Raw genomic sequence first — 15,422 nt, forward strand, 5'->3', positions numbered from 1 at the left:
TCCGGAAGCTCAAGGGCGACGATGAAAAAGGACCAGCAGGTAACCGGCGGAAAACCGGCGGCGTCGGCAAGATCTCGTTCATTCAGAGTTCAACTACTGGCCACCCGCTGAGGGATCTGGAGACCCCGCCCGCGTAGGTACCGTCACTCCCGCAGGACACTCCGGACTGGAGAGCGGGCATGGACTTTTCTCTCATCGTCCTGGTGGTGATCGTCGCGGCGCTGGCCTTCGACTTCACCAACGGGTTCCACGACACGGCCAACGCGATGGCCACCTCGATCGCCACCGGTGCGCTGAAGCCCCGGGTCGCGGTCGCGATCTCGGCGGTGCTGAATCTCGTCGGCGCGTTCCTTTCGATCGAGGTCGCGAAAACCATTTCCGGCGGGATCGTCGACGACACCAAAGTCACGCCGGTGGTGATTTTCGCCGGATTGGTCGGGGCCATCGTCTGGAATCTCGTGACGTGGCTGGTCGGGCTGCCGTCGAGTTCGTCGCACGCGTTGTTCGGCGGGCTGATCGGGGCGACCTGGATCGCGTCCGGCGCGGACGCCGTGCACTTCGCGAAGGTCGTCGAAAAGGTGCTGATCCCGGCGATCGCGTCGCCGGTGGTGGCGGGAATCGTCGCGATCGTCGGCACGTTCCTCGTTTACCGCATCACCGCCAAGGCGCGGCAGGACGTGGTCGGCAAGGGGTTCAAGACCGGTCAGGTGCTTTCGGCGAGCCTGGTGTCGCTCGCACACGGCACCAACGACGCGCAGAAGACGATGGGCGTCATCACGCTCGCGCTGATCGCGGGCGGTTCGCTCGCGCCGGGGTCGAACCCGCCGGTGTGGGTCATCCTCGCCTCCGGCGCGGCGATCGCGCTCGGCACCTACTTCGGCGGCTGGCGGATCATCCAGACGATGGGCAAGAAGCTCACCGAAATCCAGACGCCGCAAGGCTTTGCCGCCGAGACGAGTTCCGCGGCGGTCATCCTGGCCTCGTCGCACCTCGGCTTCGCGCTGTCGACCACGCACGTCACCTCGGGCGGCATCATCGGCTCCGGGCTCGGCCGGAAACTCGCCGAGGTCCGCTGGGGCGTCGCGGGCAAGATGGTGCTCGCCTGGGCGCTCACGCTGCCCGCCGCCGCGATCGTCGGGGCCGTCGCCGCCGCGGTCTCCACCCGCGGCAGCTGGGGAACCGTCCTCGTCGGCGGCGTCGGAGTGCTGCTCGCGCTGGGCATCTGGCTCGCGTCGCGGCGCAACCCGGTCACGCCGGCCACCGTCAACAACGAGCCGGAGGCCGCCGAGGCCGCCCCGGTCGCGGCCTGAGGGAGCACGACATGGCGATCAACTGGGGTGCCCTGGGCATCGTTTTCGTGGTGGCGCTGGCTGCGGCGGTTGTGCTGACCGGGCTGTTCGCGTACGGCGTGCGCGGCCTCTCGGAGCGCGTGACGGCGCGGGCGCACGGTGGCAGCGGCACGGTTCAGCTGACTGGTGCGGTGGTGTGTTTCGCGGTTTGTGCCGCGGTGATCGGGTATGGGATCTATCTGATCGTGGCTTAGGCGAGTGCCGCCTCGGCGCGGGTTCGCAGTTCTTCCGGAAGCTCGTCGAGCAGCGGTCGTACCGTCGCTCGGCGGGCTTCGTTCAGGTGGGCCAGGACGTCCAGCGCCGGGGCCCACAGCGACTCGTCCGCCGCGGCGGTGCGGACCAGTGCGGGCAGGCGGTCCTCGCCGACCAGGCTGAGTACGTGGTCGATCCGGCTCCGGTCGTCCAGCACGTATGCGGTGTGCAGGAGACCGGCATCGTCCAGGAGGCCTACGCAGCGGCGGACCGTGTCGTCCGGCAGGTGGCCGACGAAGCGGCCCAGCGTGATCCAGTCTTCGCGGCGGGTCAGTTCCTCGGCGACCGCCACGACGGTCGTTACCGGGATCCGGGTGATGATCGAAGTGGCCCGCCGCGGGTCCAGTTCCGCCGCGACCGAGGCGAGGAACTTCGGCGACAGCCGTTTCGCGACGTCGACGCCGCGTGACACGTCGACCAGTCCGGCGATCCGCGCGCACAGCAGCGGGCCGAACACCTTCTCCGCGATCTTCGCGGTCACCCCGGCCGGCAGCAGTTTGCTCGCCAGCGCCATCCGCTCCAGCACGACGAGGTTCGCGTCGAACAGCGTGGTCGTCATCTGTTCGCGCAGCAGCCGGACCTCGCCCTGGTCGACGTCGGCGAGGTAGTCGAGCCGGGCGGGGTCGACGTCGAGCACCCGGGCGAGTTTGAGGATTTCCGGGTTCACAGGCCGACCGCTTTCCGCACCGCGCCGCGCAGCAGCGCGGGCACGTACTTCAGGCTTTCCTCACCCGCGCGGGCGAGCGCCTGCGCCTGCCGGTGCCGGGCATCCCGCAAGGCCGCCGACAGATCCTGTTTGTGCTGCTCAGACAGGGATTCGATGCCGTCCGGCAAGGGAGCGCCGAGCTGCTCGGCCAGGGTGCGTTCAGCCATGGTGACCCATCATGCCTCACGATCTCGACCTTGACTTTCGGCAGTGGTGACGAATCAGGCGGCCCTTGTAGCGTCAGCGGAATGAAGGAGGCGACGCGAGTCCGCTGGCGCGTGACGTTCGACGTGCTGCTCTGGGCCGCGTTGTGCGGGTTCGTCGTGCTCGACGGCCCGCTCGACCCGAACGTCTGGGAACTCGTCTACGGCCTGGTGTCGGTCACCCTGGCGATGGCCACCGCCCGCGTCTACCCGGCGTTCGCGCTGGCGGTGGCGATGGCGACGGCGCTCGTCATCGCGTTCGGATGGGGCGGCCGGGTGGCGGTGTGGGAGTTCTTCCTGATCGTCGTGATCTCGTACCTGGCCGGGCTGCGGCTGGCCAGGGCGCGCGTGGCGATGATCTGCTTCTTCGCCATCGCGGTGGCCGGGATCCCGCTGGCTTTCCTGCCGACGGCGGGCTTCGACGCGTGGGGCGCGGTGCTCGGCACGCTCGCGTTCGCCGGGGTCGCGCCGTGTCTGCTCGGCCGGCACGTGCGGCTGCGGCGCGAGCTCGCGCAGGACGGGTGGCGGCGCGCGGAGGAGATGGAGAGCAGGCACCGGCTGGTCGCGCAGGAGGCGCGGCTGCGGGAGCGGGCCCGGATCGCCAGCGACATGCACGATTCGCTCGGCCACGAGCTGAGCCTGATCGCGGTGCGCGCGGCGGCTCTGGAGGTCGACAGCGAGCTTGGCGAAGCGCAACGCGAGGCCGCCGGACAGCTTCGGGCGGGCGCGGCGACGGCGACGGAACGGCTGCGCGAGATCATCGGCGTGCTGCGCGAGGACGCCGCGCCGATCGAGCCGGTGCAGGGCGATCTGGGGGAGCTGATCGACCGCGCGCGGGCGTCTGGGATCGAGATCGGCGCGCGGATCGACAAGCTGGACGGCGCACCGCCGATGGTCGCGCGGGCGGTCTACCGCGTGGTGCAGGAAGGGCTCACGAACGCGGCGAAGTACGCGCCCGGCGCGGCCGTCACGGTGGTCGTGACCAGCAACAATGAGTCGACCGACGTCCGGGTCCGGAACGCGCCGCCGCCCGCCGGACCGTTGCCCGGCCGGTCCGGGCAGCGGGGGTTGATCGGCCTGCAGGAGCGGGTGCGGCTGGTCGGCGGGAGCCTGACCGCGGGCCCGGCGGACGGCGGGTTCGAGGTGGCGGCCCGTCTGCCGCACGATTCGGCGCCCGCGCCGGAGCAGGACGACGGGATCGGACAGGCCGCGCGCGAGCTGGAGCGTGCCCGTCGCGCCGTGCGGTCGAGCCTGGTGCAGGCGATCGTGGTGCCGCTGGCGCTGTTCGGAGTGGTCATCGGCGGGGCGGGCGTGACCTTCCTGGTGCAGTGGTCGTCGTCGGAGCTGCCGCCGGACTCGTACGCGCGGATCCAGATCGGCATGCCGCACTCGGCCGTCGAACCGCTGCTGCCCGCCCGCCAGCGCACGACGCTGCCGTCGATCAATGTGCCGCCGCAGCCTTACCGGAGCACCTGCGAGTACTACGGAGCCGGCCGGAGCTGGCTCAACTTCAACTATGCCGTCTATCGACTGTGCTTTGTGGACGATCGAGTGGCGAGCAAGGATCTTTACAGTGAGGACGAACCGTGATTCGCGTACTGCTGGCCGACGACGAAGCGATGATCCGCGCCGGCGTGGCCGCGATTCTGGCCTCGGACAAGGAAATCGAGGTGGTGGCCGAGGCCGCGGACGGACGCGCGGCGGTCGAACTGGCGCGTGCGAACCGGCCGGACGTCGCGCTGCTCGACATTCGCATGCCCGGGCTCGACGGGCTGGCCGCGGCGGAGGAAATCCGCAAACTGCTGCCGGACACCGGCGTTCTCATGCTGACGACGTTCGGGGAGGACGAGTACATCGAACGCGCGCTCGGCCTCGGCGCGAGCGGATTCCTGCTCAAGGCGGGCGATCCGCGCGAACTGCTCGCCGGGGTGCACGCGGTGGCAGACGGCGCGGCGTTCCTTTCGCCGAAGGTCGCGCACCGCGTGATCACGCGCTTGTCCGGCAGCCGGTTCAGCCGGGCCGCGACCGCGCGCGAGCGGGTGAGCGTCTTGACGAACCGCGAGCGGGAGGTGCTGGTGCTGCTCGCCGAAGGACTGTCCAATGCGGACATCGCGGCGCGGATGTTCGTGGTGGAAGGCACGGTGAAGGCGCACGTGAGCACGATCCTGACCCGGTTGGACGTACGGAACCGGGTGCAGGCCGCGATCACGGCGTTCGAGGCTGGACTGGTGTGAGCCTCGGCGGTTGCCAGCGACTGATGCCGGCTCCGACGCGAGTGGTGACCGCTGCGGGCAGCAGCCGGGTGAAAGCCGCTCGCAGTGCGACCGCCGCCGGGTTGCGGAGAAGCGGACCGCTGGCACCGGCCTGGATCGACGCCTTCGCGACCTTCTGCGTGCGCGGTCGGCGTTCCGCGTCATAACATCGGAGCGCTTCGTCCACTGTGGACTTCTGGACGTGCGAGGCCAGCACCACCGCGTCCTCCAACGCCTGGCAGCCGCCTTGCCCGAGGAACGGCGGCATGGCGTGCGCGGCGTCCCCGAGCAGCGCGATACGGCCCCGGGTGTAGCTGGGCAGCGGCGTGGCGAGGTGATGCGTGTCGTGCAGCAAGATTTCCGGCGTGGCGTCGATGAGCTGTGGAATCGGGTCGTGCCAGCGGGCGTACTTCGCGCTCAGGTACGCGCGGATGTCGTCGTGCCGGATCCCGGCCGGACGAGCTTCGGAAACCCACCAGTAGACCTCGTCGTCCAGCAACGGCAGGACGCCGATTTCGATTCCCGCCGCCCACGTCGTGCTCAACGTGGGTTTCAGCGGCAGCTTGGCGATCCCGCGGAACGCCGCGCCACCGCTGTACTCCACGCGTGCGGCCGGGAAGAGCGCCTGCCGGATCGGGCTGTTGATTCCGTCGGCCGCCACGACCAGGTCCGCCTCGACCGAGCCGGAATCGTGGTGCACCACGCCGTTCTGCTCGACGCTCGTCACCTCGACCCCGGTCTTGAGGCATTCGCCCGGAAACTCCGACCGCAGCGTTTCGATCAGATTCGCCCGGTGGATCGCGCCCAGCGGCAGCCCGTGACTGCGGACGAAGAGGTCCGCGTCCCACCTCGCCAGCCGACGTCCGCGCCAGTCGACCAAGCCACCGCCGCGCTGCGCCGAGATCCGCGGCTCGACGCCCAGTTCGGCCAGTGCCCGCTGCGCGTTGGGCCACAACGAGATTCCCGCGCCGATGGCGGTCAGCTCCGGTGCCCGTTCGAGCACCGTGACCTCCCAGCCGACCCGGCGCAATCCGATCGCCGTGGCCAGTCCGCCGATGCCGCCCCCGACCACGACCGCGCGGTGCGAAGCCATGCCGACCTCCTCTACGTCTGTAGAGGACTCTACACCTGTAGTGTGCCGAGGGTGGAACGGACAGCTGTGATCGGCGACGCAGCCATCGAGGTCATCGCGGCCGAGGGCATGCGCGGGCTGACGCACCGCGCCGTCGATCGGGCGGCCGGGCTGCCCGCGGGTTCGACGTCGTACTACGCGCGCACCCGCGTCGCGTTGCTGGAGCTGGCCGCGGACCGGATGGTCGCGCTGGACCAGGCCGAAATCGTCCCGCCGGAAGGGAAACTCGCGGAGTTCCTGGGCGCGACGGTCCACCGCTCGATCACCGTCGGACGCACCAGAATGCTCGCGCGCTACGAATTCGCGCTCGAATCGACCCGGCGGCCGGAGCTGCGCGCTCGATACGACGCCGGCGGGCTGGAATTGCGCCGCCGGTGCGCGGAAGTGCTTGCCGCGGCCGGGTCTCCGACTCCCGAGGACCACACTCGCGTGCTCATCGGGTGGCTCGACGGATCGATCTTCGACGCGCTGGCAGGCACGGGCTCCGTCAACCCGCCGACCGAAGCCGACCTGGTTGCCGGAGCCCGTGCCGTGCTCGCCGGATTGGGGCTGCCGCACGCCTGATCAGGCGTCGCGGCGGTTCAGCAGCGCGGTTCCCGCGGCGATCCCGGCGGCCGCCCAGGCGAGGCAGACCAGCACGCCGACCCAAGGCCCGTACGGCGGCAGGCTGCCCAGCAACGGGTTCGGGTCGCCAGGCGGCACCATCGCGTTCATTCCCGCGAAGGCCGGGAAGTAGTTCATCGCCGGAGGGAACACGTACGACGACATCAGCATCGGCAACGGCAGCAGCAGCACGATCACCACCACCAACGTGCCCGCCGCACTGCGCAGCACGAACGAAATCCCCAGGCACAGCACGCCGAGCAGTGCGAAATACGCACCCATGCCCAGCGCGGTGACCGCCCCTTGCGACAGCGACGTGGAACCCCCAGCCCCACGCATCAGCACCGAGGCGACCCCCATGCCCAGCACGGCGACGACCACGCCGTAGACGAACAGCACCGGCACCAGCACCGCGGCCTTGGCGGCGGTGACCCTCGCCCGCACCGGAACCCATTGCAGCGTCGAACGAATCGACCCGCTGGTGTACTCGCTGGTCACGAACAGCGTCGCGACCGCGAGCACGCAGAACTCGACCAGGTAGATCGCACCGCTGTTGACGATGCCGTGCGCGGTCTGCTGCCGTTCGCCGCCCGCGTGCTGGGAGATCCCGGTGACGACGGAATAGAACGCCATCAGCAGCACTCCGCCGATCAGCGACCACCACGTCGCCCGCACCGACCAGAACTTGGTCCACTCCGCCGAAATCGCCAGCTTCGTCATGCCGTAACCCCGTATTCCACCGATCCGGCGGTCAGTTCCATGTACGCCTGCTCGAGCGAAGCGGTCCGCTCGGCAAGTCCGTGCAACCGGACGCCCAGTTCGTAAGCCACATCCCCGATCTCGGCCGCGGACGCCTCGTCGACGAGCAGTTCGCTGTCCTCCCCGGGCAGCACCGACCGGCCGTTCCCCCGAAGCCAGTCCGCGAGTTTCGCGCGCTCCGCCGGATCCGGCACGAGGACCGCGACCGACCGGCTCGAGTTGCCCGCGATGAAGTCGCCGATCGCCGCGTCGGCGAGGATCGAGCCCTTGCCGATGACCAGCAGCCGGTCCGCGGTCAGCTGCATTTCGCTCATCAGATGACTGGAGACGAACACGGTGCGACCTTCGGCGGCGAGCGAACGCATCAGCTGCCGCACCCAGCGGACGCCGTCCGGGTCGAGGCCGTTGACCGGCTCGTCGAACATCAGCACGCCAGGGTCACCGAGAAGTGCGCCGGCGATGCCGAGCCGCTGGCTCATGCCGAGCGAGAACGTCCCGGCGCGCTTGCCCGCGACGTCGCTCAGCCCGACCGTCGCGAGCACTTCCTCGACGCGGCTCGCGGCGATCCCGTTGCTGTTCGCCATCGCGAGCAGGTGTTTGCCCGCACTGCGGCCGGGATGCATGGCCTTCGCATCCAGCAGCGCACCGACTTCCCGCAGCGGAAACCGTAGCTCTGCATACGGTTTGCCGCGGATCAGCGCGTCGCCGGAGTCCGGCCGGTCGAGCCCGACGGTCATCCGCATGGTGGTGGACTTGCCCGCGCCGTTCGGGCCGAGGAACCCGGTCACCGTGCCCGGCTCGATGACCGAGGTGAGGCCGTTGACCACTGTCTTCTGGCCGTAGCGCTTCGTCAATCCGCGAAACGTGATCATAGGGCGAAGTCTGCGCCCGCGCGGGGTGCGCGGACATCAGCCGACCGTCCCGGACCGACCCCGACTTTCGGCAGGGGGTCAGCGCGACCTGCGGGTGGTGTGCCGGGTCGGGGTGGCGGTCGCGGGGTCCTCCGGCCACGGGTGTTTCGGATAGCGGCCGCGAAGGTCCGCGCGGACGGCGGCGTATCCGGTGCGCCAGAAGGACTCGAGATCGGCGGTGACCGCGGCCGGGCGGCCGGCGGGCGAAAGCAGGTGCAGCACCACCGGGACGCGGCCGTCGGCGAGCGACGGCGTCTCGGTCCAGCCGAACGTCTCCTGCAGCTTCACCGCGAGCACCGGCTGGTCGCCGTGGTAGTCCACGCGGTAGTGCGAACCGGACGGGACTTCGAGCCGGTCCGGCGCGAGTTCGTCGAGCCGCGCGGCTTCGGGCCAGGGGAGCAGGCCGCGCAAGGCAGTTCCGGCGTCGACGTCCGCCAGATCGGCTCGGCGGCGGACTCTCGACAGGTCCAGCCAAGTGTCTACTTCGGACAGCAGCGCCTCGTCGTCCACCGAAGGCCACGGATCGCCGAGTACCCGGTGCAGGAACGCGAGGCGTTCGCGGAGGCGGGTGCCGTCTTGGCTCCAGCGCAGCAAACTGAGGCCTTCGGTGCGGAGCCCGGTGACGATTGCGTCGTGGACTAGCTGCGGATCTGGGTTGCGTAGCGGTTTTTCCGACAGAACGATCGCACCCAGCCGACGGACGTGTCGGGCGACGACATCGCCGTCCCAATGCACTTCGTCCACTTCGGACACTAGGGTCGGCGCGGCTCGGGTCGCCAATGCTTCGTCGGCGGTCGCGGCGAGGCGGATGGTGCCGTGCACGCGGCCCGGGTCGCGGGTGGCTTCGGCGACGGCCAGCCAATCGGCGTTGCCCAAACCGCTGCCGCTGGGCAGTTCCGCCGCTGTGCCGCTGGCCATCAGATACACCGGGGCCGATCCCGCGCGCCGCCGCGCCAAGCGTTCCGGGTGAGCGAGGGCGACGACCAACGCGGCGTCCGGGTCTGCTTTGGCCGGGGAATTGACCAGTGTGGCCAACCGTCTCGCGTCCCGCTGCCATCGGCGCGCCGCGTCGTCGTGTGCGGAACGAAGCCGGCGCAATTCGGCCTCGACATCGGTCAGCGTCGCTCCGGTATCGAGCAGCGCGACCACTTCCGCGGCGGCCCTGGCTCCGACGGCCTCGGCGCCGTCCAGCAACGCGCGGGCCAGCCGGGGATGCAGACCCAGGTCGGCCATCTTTTGTCCGCGGGATGTGACAGCGCCTTCCGAGGTGGTCGCGCCGAGCGTGACGAGCAGGCTTCGCGCGGCGGCGAGCGCACCTTCGCCGGGCGGATCCCACCAAGCGAGGCCGGTTCCGTCCGGAGTGGACCAGCAGGCGAGTTCCAACGCGAACCGCGCCAGCTCGGCGGTGCGGATCTCCGGCTCCGGATACGCGGGCAGCGTCGCTTGCTCGTGCTCCGGCCAGCAGCGGTACGCGCGGCCAGGCGCTTCGCGGCCCGCACGACCAGCGCGTTGTTCCGCCACCGCTGCCGAAACCCGCACCGTGGCGAGCCCTGCGAGACCACGTCGATGGTCCACGCGAGGAACGCGCGCGAGACCCGAGTCCACGACCGCGCGGACGCCGGGAACGGTCAGGCTCGACTCGGCGACGGCGGTCGCGAGAACTACCCGGCGGCGGTCTCGTGGCCGCAATGCTTCGTCTTGCCGTGCAGCGGAAAGCCGTCCGTGCAGCGGCAGCACGTCCGCGTCCAGCGAACTCAGCAACGCCGACGTACGCGCGATTTCCCCGGCTCCCGGGAGGAACGCGAGTACATCGCCGTCTCCTTCGGTGAGGGCCTTCCGGACCGCCGAAGCGACTGCGGCTTCCGGGCGTTCCCCGCGCGCCGGAGCGCGGTAGCTCAGCTCGACCGGATACGTGCGCGCGTGCGCGGTGATCACCGGGGCGTCGCCGAGCAGTTCGGCCAGCCGTCCGGACGCGACCGTCGCCGAGGTCGCGAGCAGCCGCAGGTCGTCGCGCAATCCGGCACGGACGTCGAGGAGCAGGGCGAGCAGCAGGTCAGCGTCGAGATGGCGTTCGTGGCATTCGTCCAGCAGGACCGTCGACACCCCGGCCAGCTCGGGGTCGTGCTGCACCCGCCGCACGAGCAGCCCCGACGTGACCACCTCGATCCGCGTGCGCGACGACACCTTCCGGTCGCCGCGCACGGCGTACCCGACCGTCTCGCCGACCGGTTCGCCCAGCAGCGCGGCCATCCGCCCGGCCGCGGCCCGGGCAGCCAGCCGACGCGGCTCGGCGACCACGACGCGTCCTTCGCCCCGGTTCAGCGCGAGCGGCACGAGAGTGGTCTTGCCGGTGCCGGGCGGGGCGACGAGCACCGCGGCGCCGTGGTCGTCGAGCGCGCTCAGCACGGACGGCAGCACCGCGCGGACGGGCAGGTCCGGCAGCGAGGCTAGGTCGGTCACTGCTCGGTAATCTCCGGTGGATTCGGCAACGGGTAGTTCGACGGCCCGATGTTCGTCTCCAGCGACTTCCGCCAGGCCCCGGTCGACACCATCTTCCGGATGGCGTCGTCGACCGCGTGCTGGCCCTCGGTGTCGCCCTTGCGCAGGCCGATGCCGTACCGCTCAGTGGAGAACGGACGGCCGACCACCTTCAGCAGCTCCGGGTTCTGCGCGGCGTACCCGGCGAGGATCACCGCGTCCGTGGTGACCGCGTCGACCTGGTTCGCCAGCAGCGCGGTCACGCAGTCCGGATAGCGCGGGTACTCGACCAGCTTCACCATCTGCGCGAACTTGTCCTTCACCGTCTGCGCGGGAGTCGAGCCGGTGACCGAGCAGAGCCGCTTGCCGTTGAGGCTTTCCGGGCCGGTGATGTCCGGCGAGGTGAGCCGCACCAGCAGGTCCTGGCCGGTGACGAAGTACGGGCCGGCGAAGCCCACCTGCTGTTTCCGCTTGTCGGTGATCGAATAGGTGGCCACGACCAGGTCGACCGCGCCCGAGGTGAGGTCCGTTTCGCGGCGCGCCGGGGTGGTCTCGTGCCAGGTGATGTGGTCCGGTTCGACCCCCAGTTCGCGTGCGACGAAAGTAGCGACATCGACGTCGAAACCGGCGAGCCTGCCGTCGACGGTCCGCTGCGAAAGCCCGGGCGCGTCGAACCGGATTCCGATGGTCAGGTGGTTGCCGTCACGCGCCCGGGTGGGAAGCGGATCGTCCTTCGATACCTCCGACGACCCGCACGAGACGCAGCTGACCAGCAGAAACACGGCGGCGAGCGCTGCGCGTAACCGCATCGGTGCCTCCGCTTCGCCGGTTGGCTGCTCACATGGTTCTCAGGTCAGACGGCTAGCCTAAGCGCGTGCGCCGACTGCCCCAACCTGTACTCGACACCATCGGCACCCTCGCCCGGCTCGGGCTGGCTGCCGTGTGGCTCGTGTCCGGCGGCCTGAAGATCGCCGACCCGGGGCAGACGTACATCGCCGTGCAGGCCTACGACGTGCTCCCGCACGCGCTGGTGCGCCCGGTCGCCACCGGGCTGCCGCTGCTGGAACTGGTGCTCGGGCTGCTGCTGCTCGCCGGGCTGGCCACGCGCTGGGTCGCGGGAGCCTCGCTGCTGCTGCTGGCCGTGCTCGTCGCGGGCATCGCGCAGTCGTGGGCGCGCGGGCTGAGCATCGACTGCGGCTGCTTCGGCGGCGGCGGGCGCGTGGACGCCGGGCAGACCGAATACCCGCAGGAGATCCTGCGCGACACCGGTTTCGCCTTGCTCGCGGTGTGGCTGCTCGTCCGGCTGCGCACGTGGCTTTCGGTCGACGGCTGGCTCGGCTGGGGCAAAGGCAGGAACGCCGGGAACTCGGGCGAGGCCTCGGACGACTACCCCAAGGGCATCGCGGAAGGGAATTAGGAACAGTGGGTGGAGCTGCGCGCAACGCGCGGAAAAGCCGTCAGCAGGCGGCGGCCGCGAGGTCGGTCGCCCAGGCGCGGGGCTCGAAGAGCGACCGGAACAAGATCATCGCGATCGCCGTGGCCGTCGTGGTCGTCGCCGCGCTCGTGATCGGCGGCGTGCTCTGGATCAACTCGAGCAAGAACGCGACGCAGGACAGCGCGATCCAGCCGGGCACGACCTCGGCGCTCGGACCGGGCGTGGTCGAGAAGCGCGACGGGGCCGTGGTGACGGTCGGCAAGCCGGGCGCGCCGAAGACCATGGACCTCTACGCGGACTTCCTGTGCCCGTACTGCGCGAAGCTGCAGCAGGACTTCGGGCCGCGGATGGAGAAGGCGATCAACGACGGCCAGCTCGCCGTGCGCTACCACATGGTGATCCTGCTCAACAAGAACTCGGACCCGCCGGGCTACTCGCTCGACTCGGCGAACGCCGCGCTCGCCGCCGCCGACCAGCAGAAGTTCACCGCCTTCCACGACGCGCTGTTCAAGAACCAGCCGCAGGAAGGCGGGCGCGGGTACGACAAGGCCCAGCTGATCAAGCTCGGCCAGGACCTCGGGATCAGCGACCCGAAGTTCGCGCAGGCGGTCAACTCCGGCGCCTACGACCAGCAGCTGCAGGCGGCGTTCCAGCAGATCCAGAACGACCCGAAACTGCAGCAGGACTTCGGCAACGGCCAGATCGGCTTCGGCACGCCGACCGTCGCGGTCGACGGCAAGGCCGTTCCGGCGCAGGGCGACTGGCTGACGAAGATTCTCAACGGCTGACCTGATCCGGTCAATTCGCCTGTCCGGGCACAACTCGTCCGCTAACCTGGGCCGCAGGGTTCAGGGGAGGGGCGGGTTGTGTCCGGTTTTCATGTCGACGACGGCGCGTACGAGAACTACGCGAAGCAGGTCGACCCACTCGGCGACGAGGTGCGTTCCGCGGCGAAGGCGCACATCGGTCCGCACGTGACGCTGTCCGGCGACGGATTCTCCGCGATCGGGGACGAATCCGGGTTCGCCGGCGCGTACGGCGCGCGCATGCGGGCATTGCAGGAACGGATGCACGCGCTCGGCGGCGGCTGGCACAACGTCGGCGAGGCCGCTCGGCGCACGCAGGGCAACTACGCCGCGGTCGAGCAGGAACACGGCGACGCGATGCGCAGGCTTTCGTGAACGCTCCCGTCGATCATCTGGTCCGCAACGGGCTGGACACCACGAATCAGTTCGCCGCGAAGCTGAAGCACGACCCGTCGGCGATCCACGGCGCGCGCGACGGGCACGTCGCGCTGCAGACGTCCGTCGGCCAGGCCAATCAGCACGCCGGCGCGCAGCGGGTGAATCTGGCGCACGCGAGTTCCGGGGCGACCTCGGAGCGCGCGGTCCAGACGTCGAAGGATCTGGAGAAGGAAGTCCAGGACCTTCTCGACGAGAGCGCGGAAATCGAGCGGGCGGTCGCGGAGGCGGCGGAGACGCTGCACGTCGGCGAGATCCGCAACGATCAGGTGCGGGACCAGATCCTGCGGGAGATCGCGTCTTCGATGAAGGCGCTGGCAGCGGTCAACGGGATTCAGCCGCCGGAAAGCCGGGCGGCCGCGGCTCGGCAGATTCTCTTGCAGCTGCAGACGAAGATCGGCCAGCTGACCGGGCAGGCGGCCACGTTCACCGAGGAGACGCTCGGAAAGCTGACCGGACTGGGGCAGCGGCTCGGCGGTTCCGAGTCGACGTCCGCGAGCAGCGCGACGACATCGGTGCCGCAGGCGTTCAACAACAACGGCGCGCACGTCAGCCACGGTGGCGGCGGAGGCGGCGACAGCGGCGGTGGAGGCGGCGGCGGGTATGCCGGGAAGCCGCGGTTGCCAGTGGCCGTTCCGCCGCAGCCGGGCAGCGGCGTCGGGATCAACCTGCCGGGCGGGAAAACCGTGATGGCGCCGAACGAAACCGCGGCCAAAGCGGTGCGGGCGGCGTTGTCTCAGCTGGGCGTGCCGTATGTGTGGGGCGGGACCGCGCGCGGGCAGGGGCTCGACTGCAGCGGGTTGACCATGACGTCCTATCAGGACGCTGGGTTGCAGTTGCCGCGGACGGCGAAGCAGCAGACAGTCGGGGCCGAGGTGCCTTCTATTGATCAGTTGCTGCCCGGGGATTTGGTGGTGTGGTCCGGGCACGTCGCGATGGTGATCGGCGACGGGCAGATGGTCGAGGCCGGGGACCCGGTGCAGATCAGCAAGATCCGGACGACCAACGCCGGGCAGCAGTTCATCGGGTTTTACCGGCCGACGGGGTGAGTGGTGGCTGAATTCGACATGGATCGCGCGGTGGCGCGGGTGATGGAGGAGGCTTCCCGGACCGGGGAGGCGGCCGCGGCTCGGTTCGAGTGGGCTGGGCCGGTGGTCGGGAAGGCTGCTGCCGGCGGGGTTTCCGTCGAGGTCGCGCCTGGCGGGTTGCTGACTGGGCTGACGGTTTCCCGGGCTGCGTTGCGGGGCGGGTCGGAGGCTGTTGCCGCGCAGATCCTGGAGTTGTCGCGGCGGGCCGAGCGGCGGGCCGGGGATCGGATGTATCAGGTGCTGTCGCCGGTTTTGGGGGCGGATGCTGTGGCGGCGTTGGGGTACGCGGCGTTGGCTGAGGATGATCCCGATTTTTATGACGAAGAGCCGGTGGTGTTGTGAACACTCGGGAGCTTATCGACCTGGCTCGGTCTCGTGAGGAGGCGTTGGGGCAGGTCGCTTCGTTGATGGGGGAGGCTCGGGGGTCGGCTCATGCGTTGGATGGGTCGGTTGAGGTGACTGTGGATGCGTTGGGGGCGTTGAAGCGGTTGTGGCTTGCGCCTTCCTTGGCGTCGGCGGATCCTTCTCGGGTTTCGGCGTTGGTGCTTGAGGTTGTGCGGGTTGCGATGGCTGAGGCTGAGCAGGATTGCTACAACCGGGTGGGGTTGTTGTTGGGGGAGGAGGCTGGGTTGCTTGTCGAGGCGTTGTCCGGGAGGGCGGCTCCGGCTCGGTCTTCGGATGATGATCCTGGGATGACAGTGGAGGAGTTTCAGCGGTTGAGGGCGGAGAGGGTTGGGGAGAGGCGGTTTCCTGCTCCTGCCGCTGCTTCTGCTTCCGCTGCTGCTGAGTCTGTTGAGGATGGGTGGGAGGACTTTGATCCGGCTTCGTTGCGGTCGGATCGGTGAGTGGTTGCGGCTTCGGTATTTGGTGAGTTGCGAAGCTGTGGGCTTCTGCTTTTGACGGGTAGGTCCGTTTAGTGGCGGGGGCTGACGCCCCCTTCGGGGGTGGTGGTTGCGTGGGGCACCCCGAAGTTTGATTGTCACTACGGCGCGGGGGTGCTTGTCAAGGCGGGA

18 protein-coding genes are annotated in these 15,422 nt (G+C 69.8%); 11 read left to right on the plus strand and 7 right to left on the minus strand.

Translation table 11 applies throughout. The features are described from left to right. The first annotated feature begins 179 nt into the window (after positions 1-179). Positions 180-1,310, plus strand: coding sequence for an inorganic phosphate transporter (locus tag WA670_RS14920; RefSeq protein ID WP_336158037.1), 1,131 nt, complete (start codon positions 180-182; stop codon positions 1,308-1,310). Positions 1,311-1,321: 11 nt separating this feature from the next. Then, positions 1,322-1,543, plus strand: a complete 222-nt coding sequence (locus tag WA670_RS14925; RefSeq protein WP_134663390.1) for a hypothetical protein — start codon at positions 1,322-1,324, stop codon at positions 1,541-1,543. On the opposite strand, the gene WA670_RS14930 is transcribed toward WA670_RS14925, so the two are convergent. Further along, complete coding sequence (locus WA670_RS14930; RefSeq protein WP_043832345.1) at positions 1,540-2,268, minus strand: hypothetical protein; 729 nt, start codon at positions 2,266-2,268, stop codon at positions 1,540-1,542. The two genes, WA670_RS14925 and WA670_RS14930, sit on opposite strands and share 4 nt — an antisense overlap. Beyond that, on the minus strand, positions 2,265-2,474 hold the full coding sequence (locus WA670_RS14935) for a hypothetical protein (protein ID WP_336158038.1): 210 nt from the start codon (positions 2,472-2,474) through the stop codon (positions 2,265-2,267). Before WA670_RS14935 ends, WA670_RS14930 begins: the two co-directional genes overlap by 4 nt. An 81-nt stretch (positions 2,475-2,555) precedes the next feature. On the opposite strand from WA670_RS14935, the gene WA670_RS14940 reads away from it, so the two are divergent. Both WA670_RS14940 and WA670_RS14945 read left to right on the plus strand, forming a co-directional pair. After that, positions 2,556-4,100, plus strand: a complete 1,545-nt coding sequence (locus tag WA670_RS14940) for a sensor histidine kinase (RefSeq protein WP_238608148.1) — start codon at positions 2,556-2,558, stop codon at positions 4,098-4,100. Then, complete coding sequence (locus WA670_RS14945; protein ID WP_037818314.1) at positions 4,097-4,744, plus strand: response regulator; 648 nt, start codon at positions 4,097-4,099, stop codon at positions 4,742-4,744. The genes WA670_RS14940 and WA670_RS14945 overlap by 4 nt, the downstream gene beginning before the upstream one ends. Here the strand turns inward: WA670_RS14945 and WA670_RS14950 are convergent. Further along, a complete protein-coding gene (locus WA670_RS14950) occupies positions 4,716-5,855 on the minus strand; it encodes an FAD-dependent monooxygenase (protein ID WP_336158039.1) in 1,140 nt (379 codons plus the stop codon). The two genes, WA670_RS14945 and WA670_RS14950, sit on opposite strands and share 29 nt — an antisense overlap. A gap of 51 nt (positions 5,856-5,906) precedes the next feature. Here WA670_RS14950 and WA670_RS14955 point away from each other — a divergent pair, with 51 nt between their 5' ends. Next, positions 5,907-6,458: a TetR/AcrR family transcriptional regulator gene (locus tag WA670_RS14955; RefSeq protein ID WP_442893099.1), complete on the plus strand. Its 552-nt coding sequence runs from the start codon at positions 5,907-5,909 to the stop codon at positions 6,456-6,458. Here WA670_RS14955 and WA670_RS14960 read toward each other — a convergent pair whose 3' ends face one another. The 4 genes from WA670_RS14960 to WA670_RS14975 form a co-directional block, all read right to left on the minus strand. Then, the gene (locus WA670_RS14960; protein ID WP_037818317.1) at positions 6,459-7,217 is read right to left on the minus strand and encodes an ABC transporter permease; all 759 of its coding nucleotides are present in this window, start codon (positions 7,215-7,217) and stop codon (positions 6,459-6,461) included. Next, positions 7,214-8,128 carry an ATP-binding cassette domain-containing protein gene (locus WA670_RS14965; protein WP_037818318.1) on the minus strand — a complete coding sequence of 305 codons (915 nt, stop codon included), beginning with the start codon at positions 8,126-8,128 and terminating at the stop codon, positions 7,214-7,216. Before WA670_RS14965 ends, WA670_RS14960 begins: the two co-directional genes overlap by 4 nt. A 78-nt stretch (positions 8,129-8,206) precedes the next feature. Next, positions 8,207-10,627 carry an ATP-dependent helicase HrpB gene (gene hrpB / locus WA670_RS14970; protein ID WP_336158040.1) on the minus strand — a complete coding sequence of 807 codons (2,421 nt, stop codon included), beginning with the start codon at positions 10,625-10,627 and terminating at the stop codon, positions 8,207-8,209. Beyond that, positions 10,624-11,454: a glutamate ABC transporter substrate-binding protein gene (locus tag WA670_RS14975; protein ID WP_275295457.1), complete on the minus strand. Its 831-nt coding sequence runs from the start codon at positions 11,452-11,454 to the stop codon at positions 10,624-10,626. Before WA670_RS14975 ends, hrpB begins: the two co-directional genes overlap by 4 nt. A gap of 98 nt (positions 11,455-11,552) precedes the next feature. Here WA670_RS14975 and WA670_RS14980 point away from each other — a divergent pair, with 98 nt between their 5' ends. The 6 genes from WA670_RS14980 to WA670_RS15005 all read left to right on the plus strand — a co-directional run bounded on the left by WA670_RS14980 (position 11,553) and on the right by WA670_RS15005 (position 15,254). Further along, positions 11,553-12,062, plus strand: a complete 510-nt coding sequence (locus WA670_RS14980; RefSeq protein WP_336158266.1) for a MauE/DoxX family redox-associated membrane protein — start codon at positions 11,553-11,555, stop codon at positions 12,060-12,062. Positions 12,063-12,067: 5 nt separating this feature from the next. Next, a complete protein-coding gene (locus WA670_RS14985) occupies positions 12,068-12,868 on the plus strand; it encodes a DsbA family protein (protein WP_275295456.1) in 801 nt (266 codons plus the stop codon). Positions 12,869-12,946: 78 nt separating this feature from the next. Beyond that, complete coding sequence (locus tag WA670_RS14990) at positions 12,947-13,261, plus strand: hypothetical protein (protein WP_037818322.1); 315 nt, start codon at positions 12,947-12,949, stop codon at positions 13,259-13,261. Next, complete coding sequence (locus tag WA670_RS14995) at positions 13,258-14,370, plus strand: C40 family peptidase (RefSeq protein ID WP_037818323.1); 1,113 nt, start codon at positions 13,258-13,260, stop codon at positions 14,368-14,370. The genes WA670_RS14990 and WA670_RS14995 overlap by 4 nt, the downstream gene beginning before the upstream one ends. Continuing rightward, positions 14,371-14,751: a YbaB/EbfC family DNA-binding protein gene (locus WA670_RS15000; RefSeq protein WP_336158041.1), complete on the plus strand. Its 381-nt coding sequence runs from the start codon at positions 14,371-14,373 to the stop codon at positions 14,749-14,751. Then, the gene (locus WA670_RS15005; RefSeq protein ID WP_134663381.1) at positions 14,748-15,254 is read left to right on the plus strand and encodes a YbaB/EbfC family nucleoid-associated protein; all 507 of its coding nucleotides are present in this window, start codon (positions 14,748-14,750) and stop codon (positions 15,252-15,254) included. The genes WA670_RS15000 and WA670_RS15005 overlap by 4 nt, the downstream gene beginning before the upstream one ends. Positions 15,255-15,422 lie beyond the last annotated feature (168 nt).

The sequence above is a fragment of the Amycolatopsis sp. VC5-11 genome, assembly GCF_037034185.1.
In the GTDB taxonomy this organism is placed as follows: domain Bacteria; phylum Actinomycetota; class Actinomycetes; order Mycobacteriales; family Pseudonocardiaceae; genus Amycolatopsis; species Amycolatopsis nivea.

Excerpts from the sequence above, each read along its gene's own strand:
- WA670_RS14960 (WP_037818317.1), bottom strand. The coding sequence starts at position 7,217 with ATGACGAAGCTGGCGATTTCGGCGGAGTGGACCAAGTTCTGGTCGGTG.
- WA670_RS14920 (WP_336158037.1), top strand. The coding sequence starts at position 180 with ATGGACTTTTCTCTCATCGTCCTGGTGGTGATCGTCGCGGCGCTGGCC.
- WA670_RS14940 (WP_238608148.1), top strand. The coding sequence starts at position 2,556 with ATGAAGGAGGCGACGCGAGTCCGCTGGCGCGTGACGTTCGACGTGCTG.
- WA670_RS14965 (WP_037818318.1), bottom strand. The coding sequence starts at position 8,128 with ATGATCACGTTTCGCGGATTGACGAAGCGCTACGGCCAGAAGACAGTG.
- WA670_RS14935 (WP_336158038.1), bottom strand. The coding sequence starts at position 2,474 with ATGGCTGAACGCACCCTGGCCGAGCAGCTCGGCGCTCCCTTGCCGGAC.
- WA670_RS14925 (WP_134663390.1), top strand. The coding sequence starts at position 1,322 with ATGGCGATCAACTGGGGTGCCCTGGGCATCGTTTTCGTGGTGGCGCTG.
- WA670_RS14975 (WP_275295457.1), bottom strand. The coding sequence starts at position 11,454 with ATGCGGTTACGCGCAGCGCTCGCCGCCGTGTTTCTGCTGGTCAGCTGC.
- WA670_RS14950 (WP_336158039.1), bottom strand. The coding sequence starts at position 5,855 with ATGGCTTCGCACCGCGCGGTCGTGGTCGGGGGCGGCATCGGCGGACTG.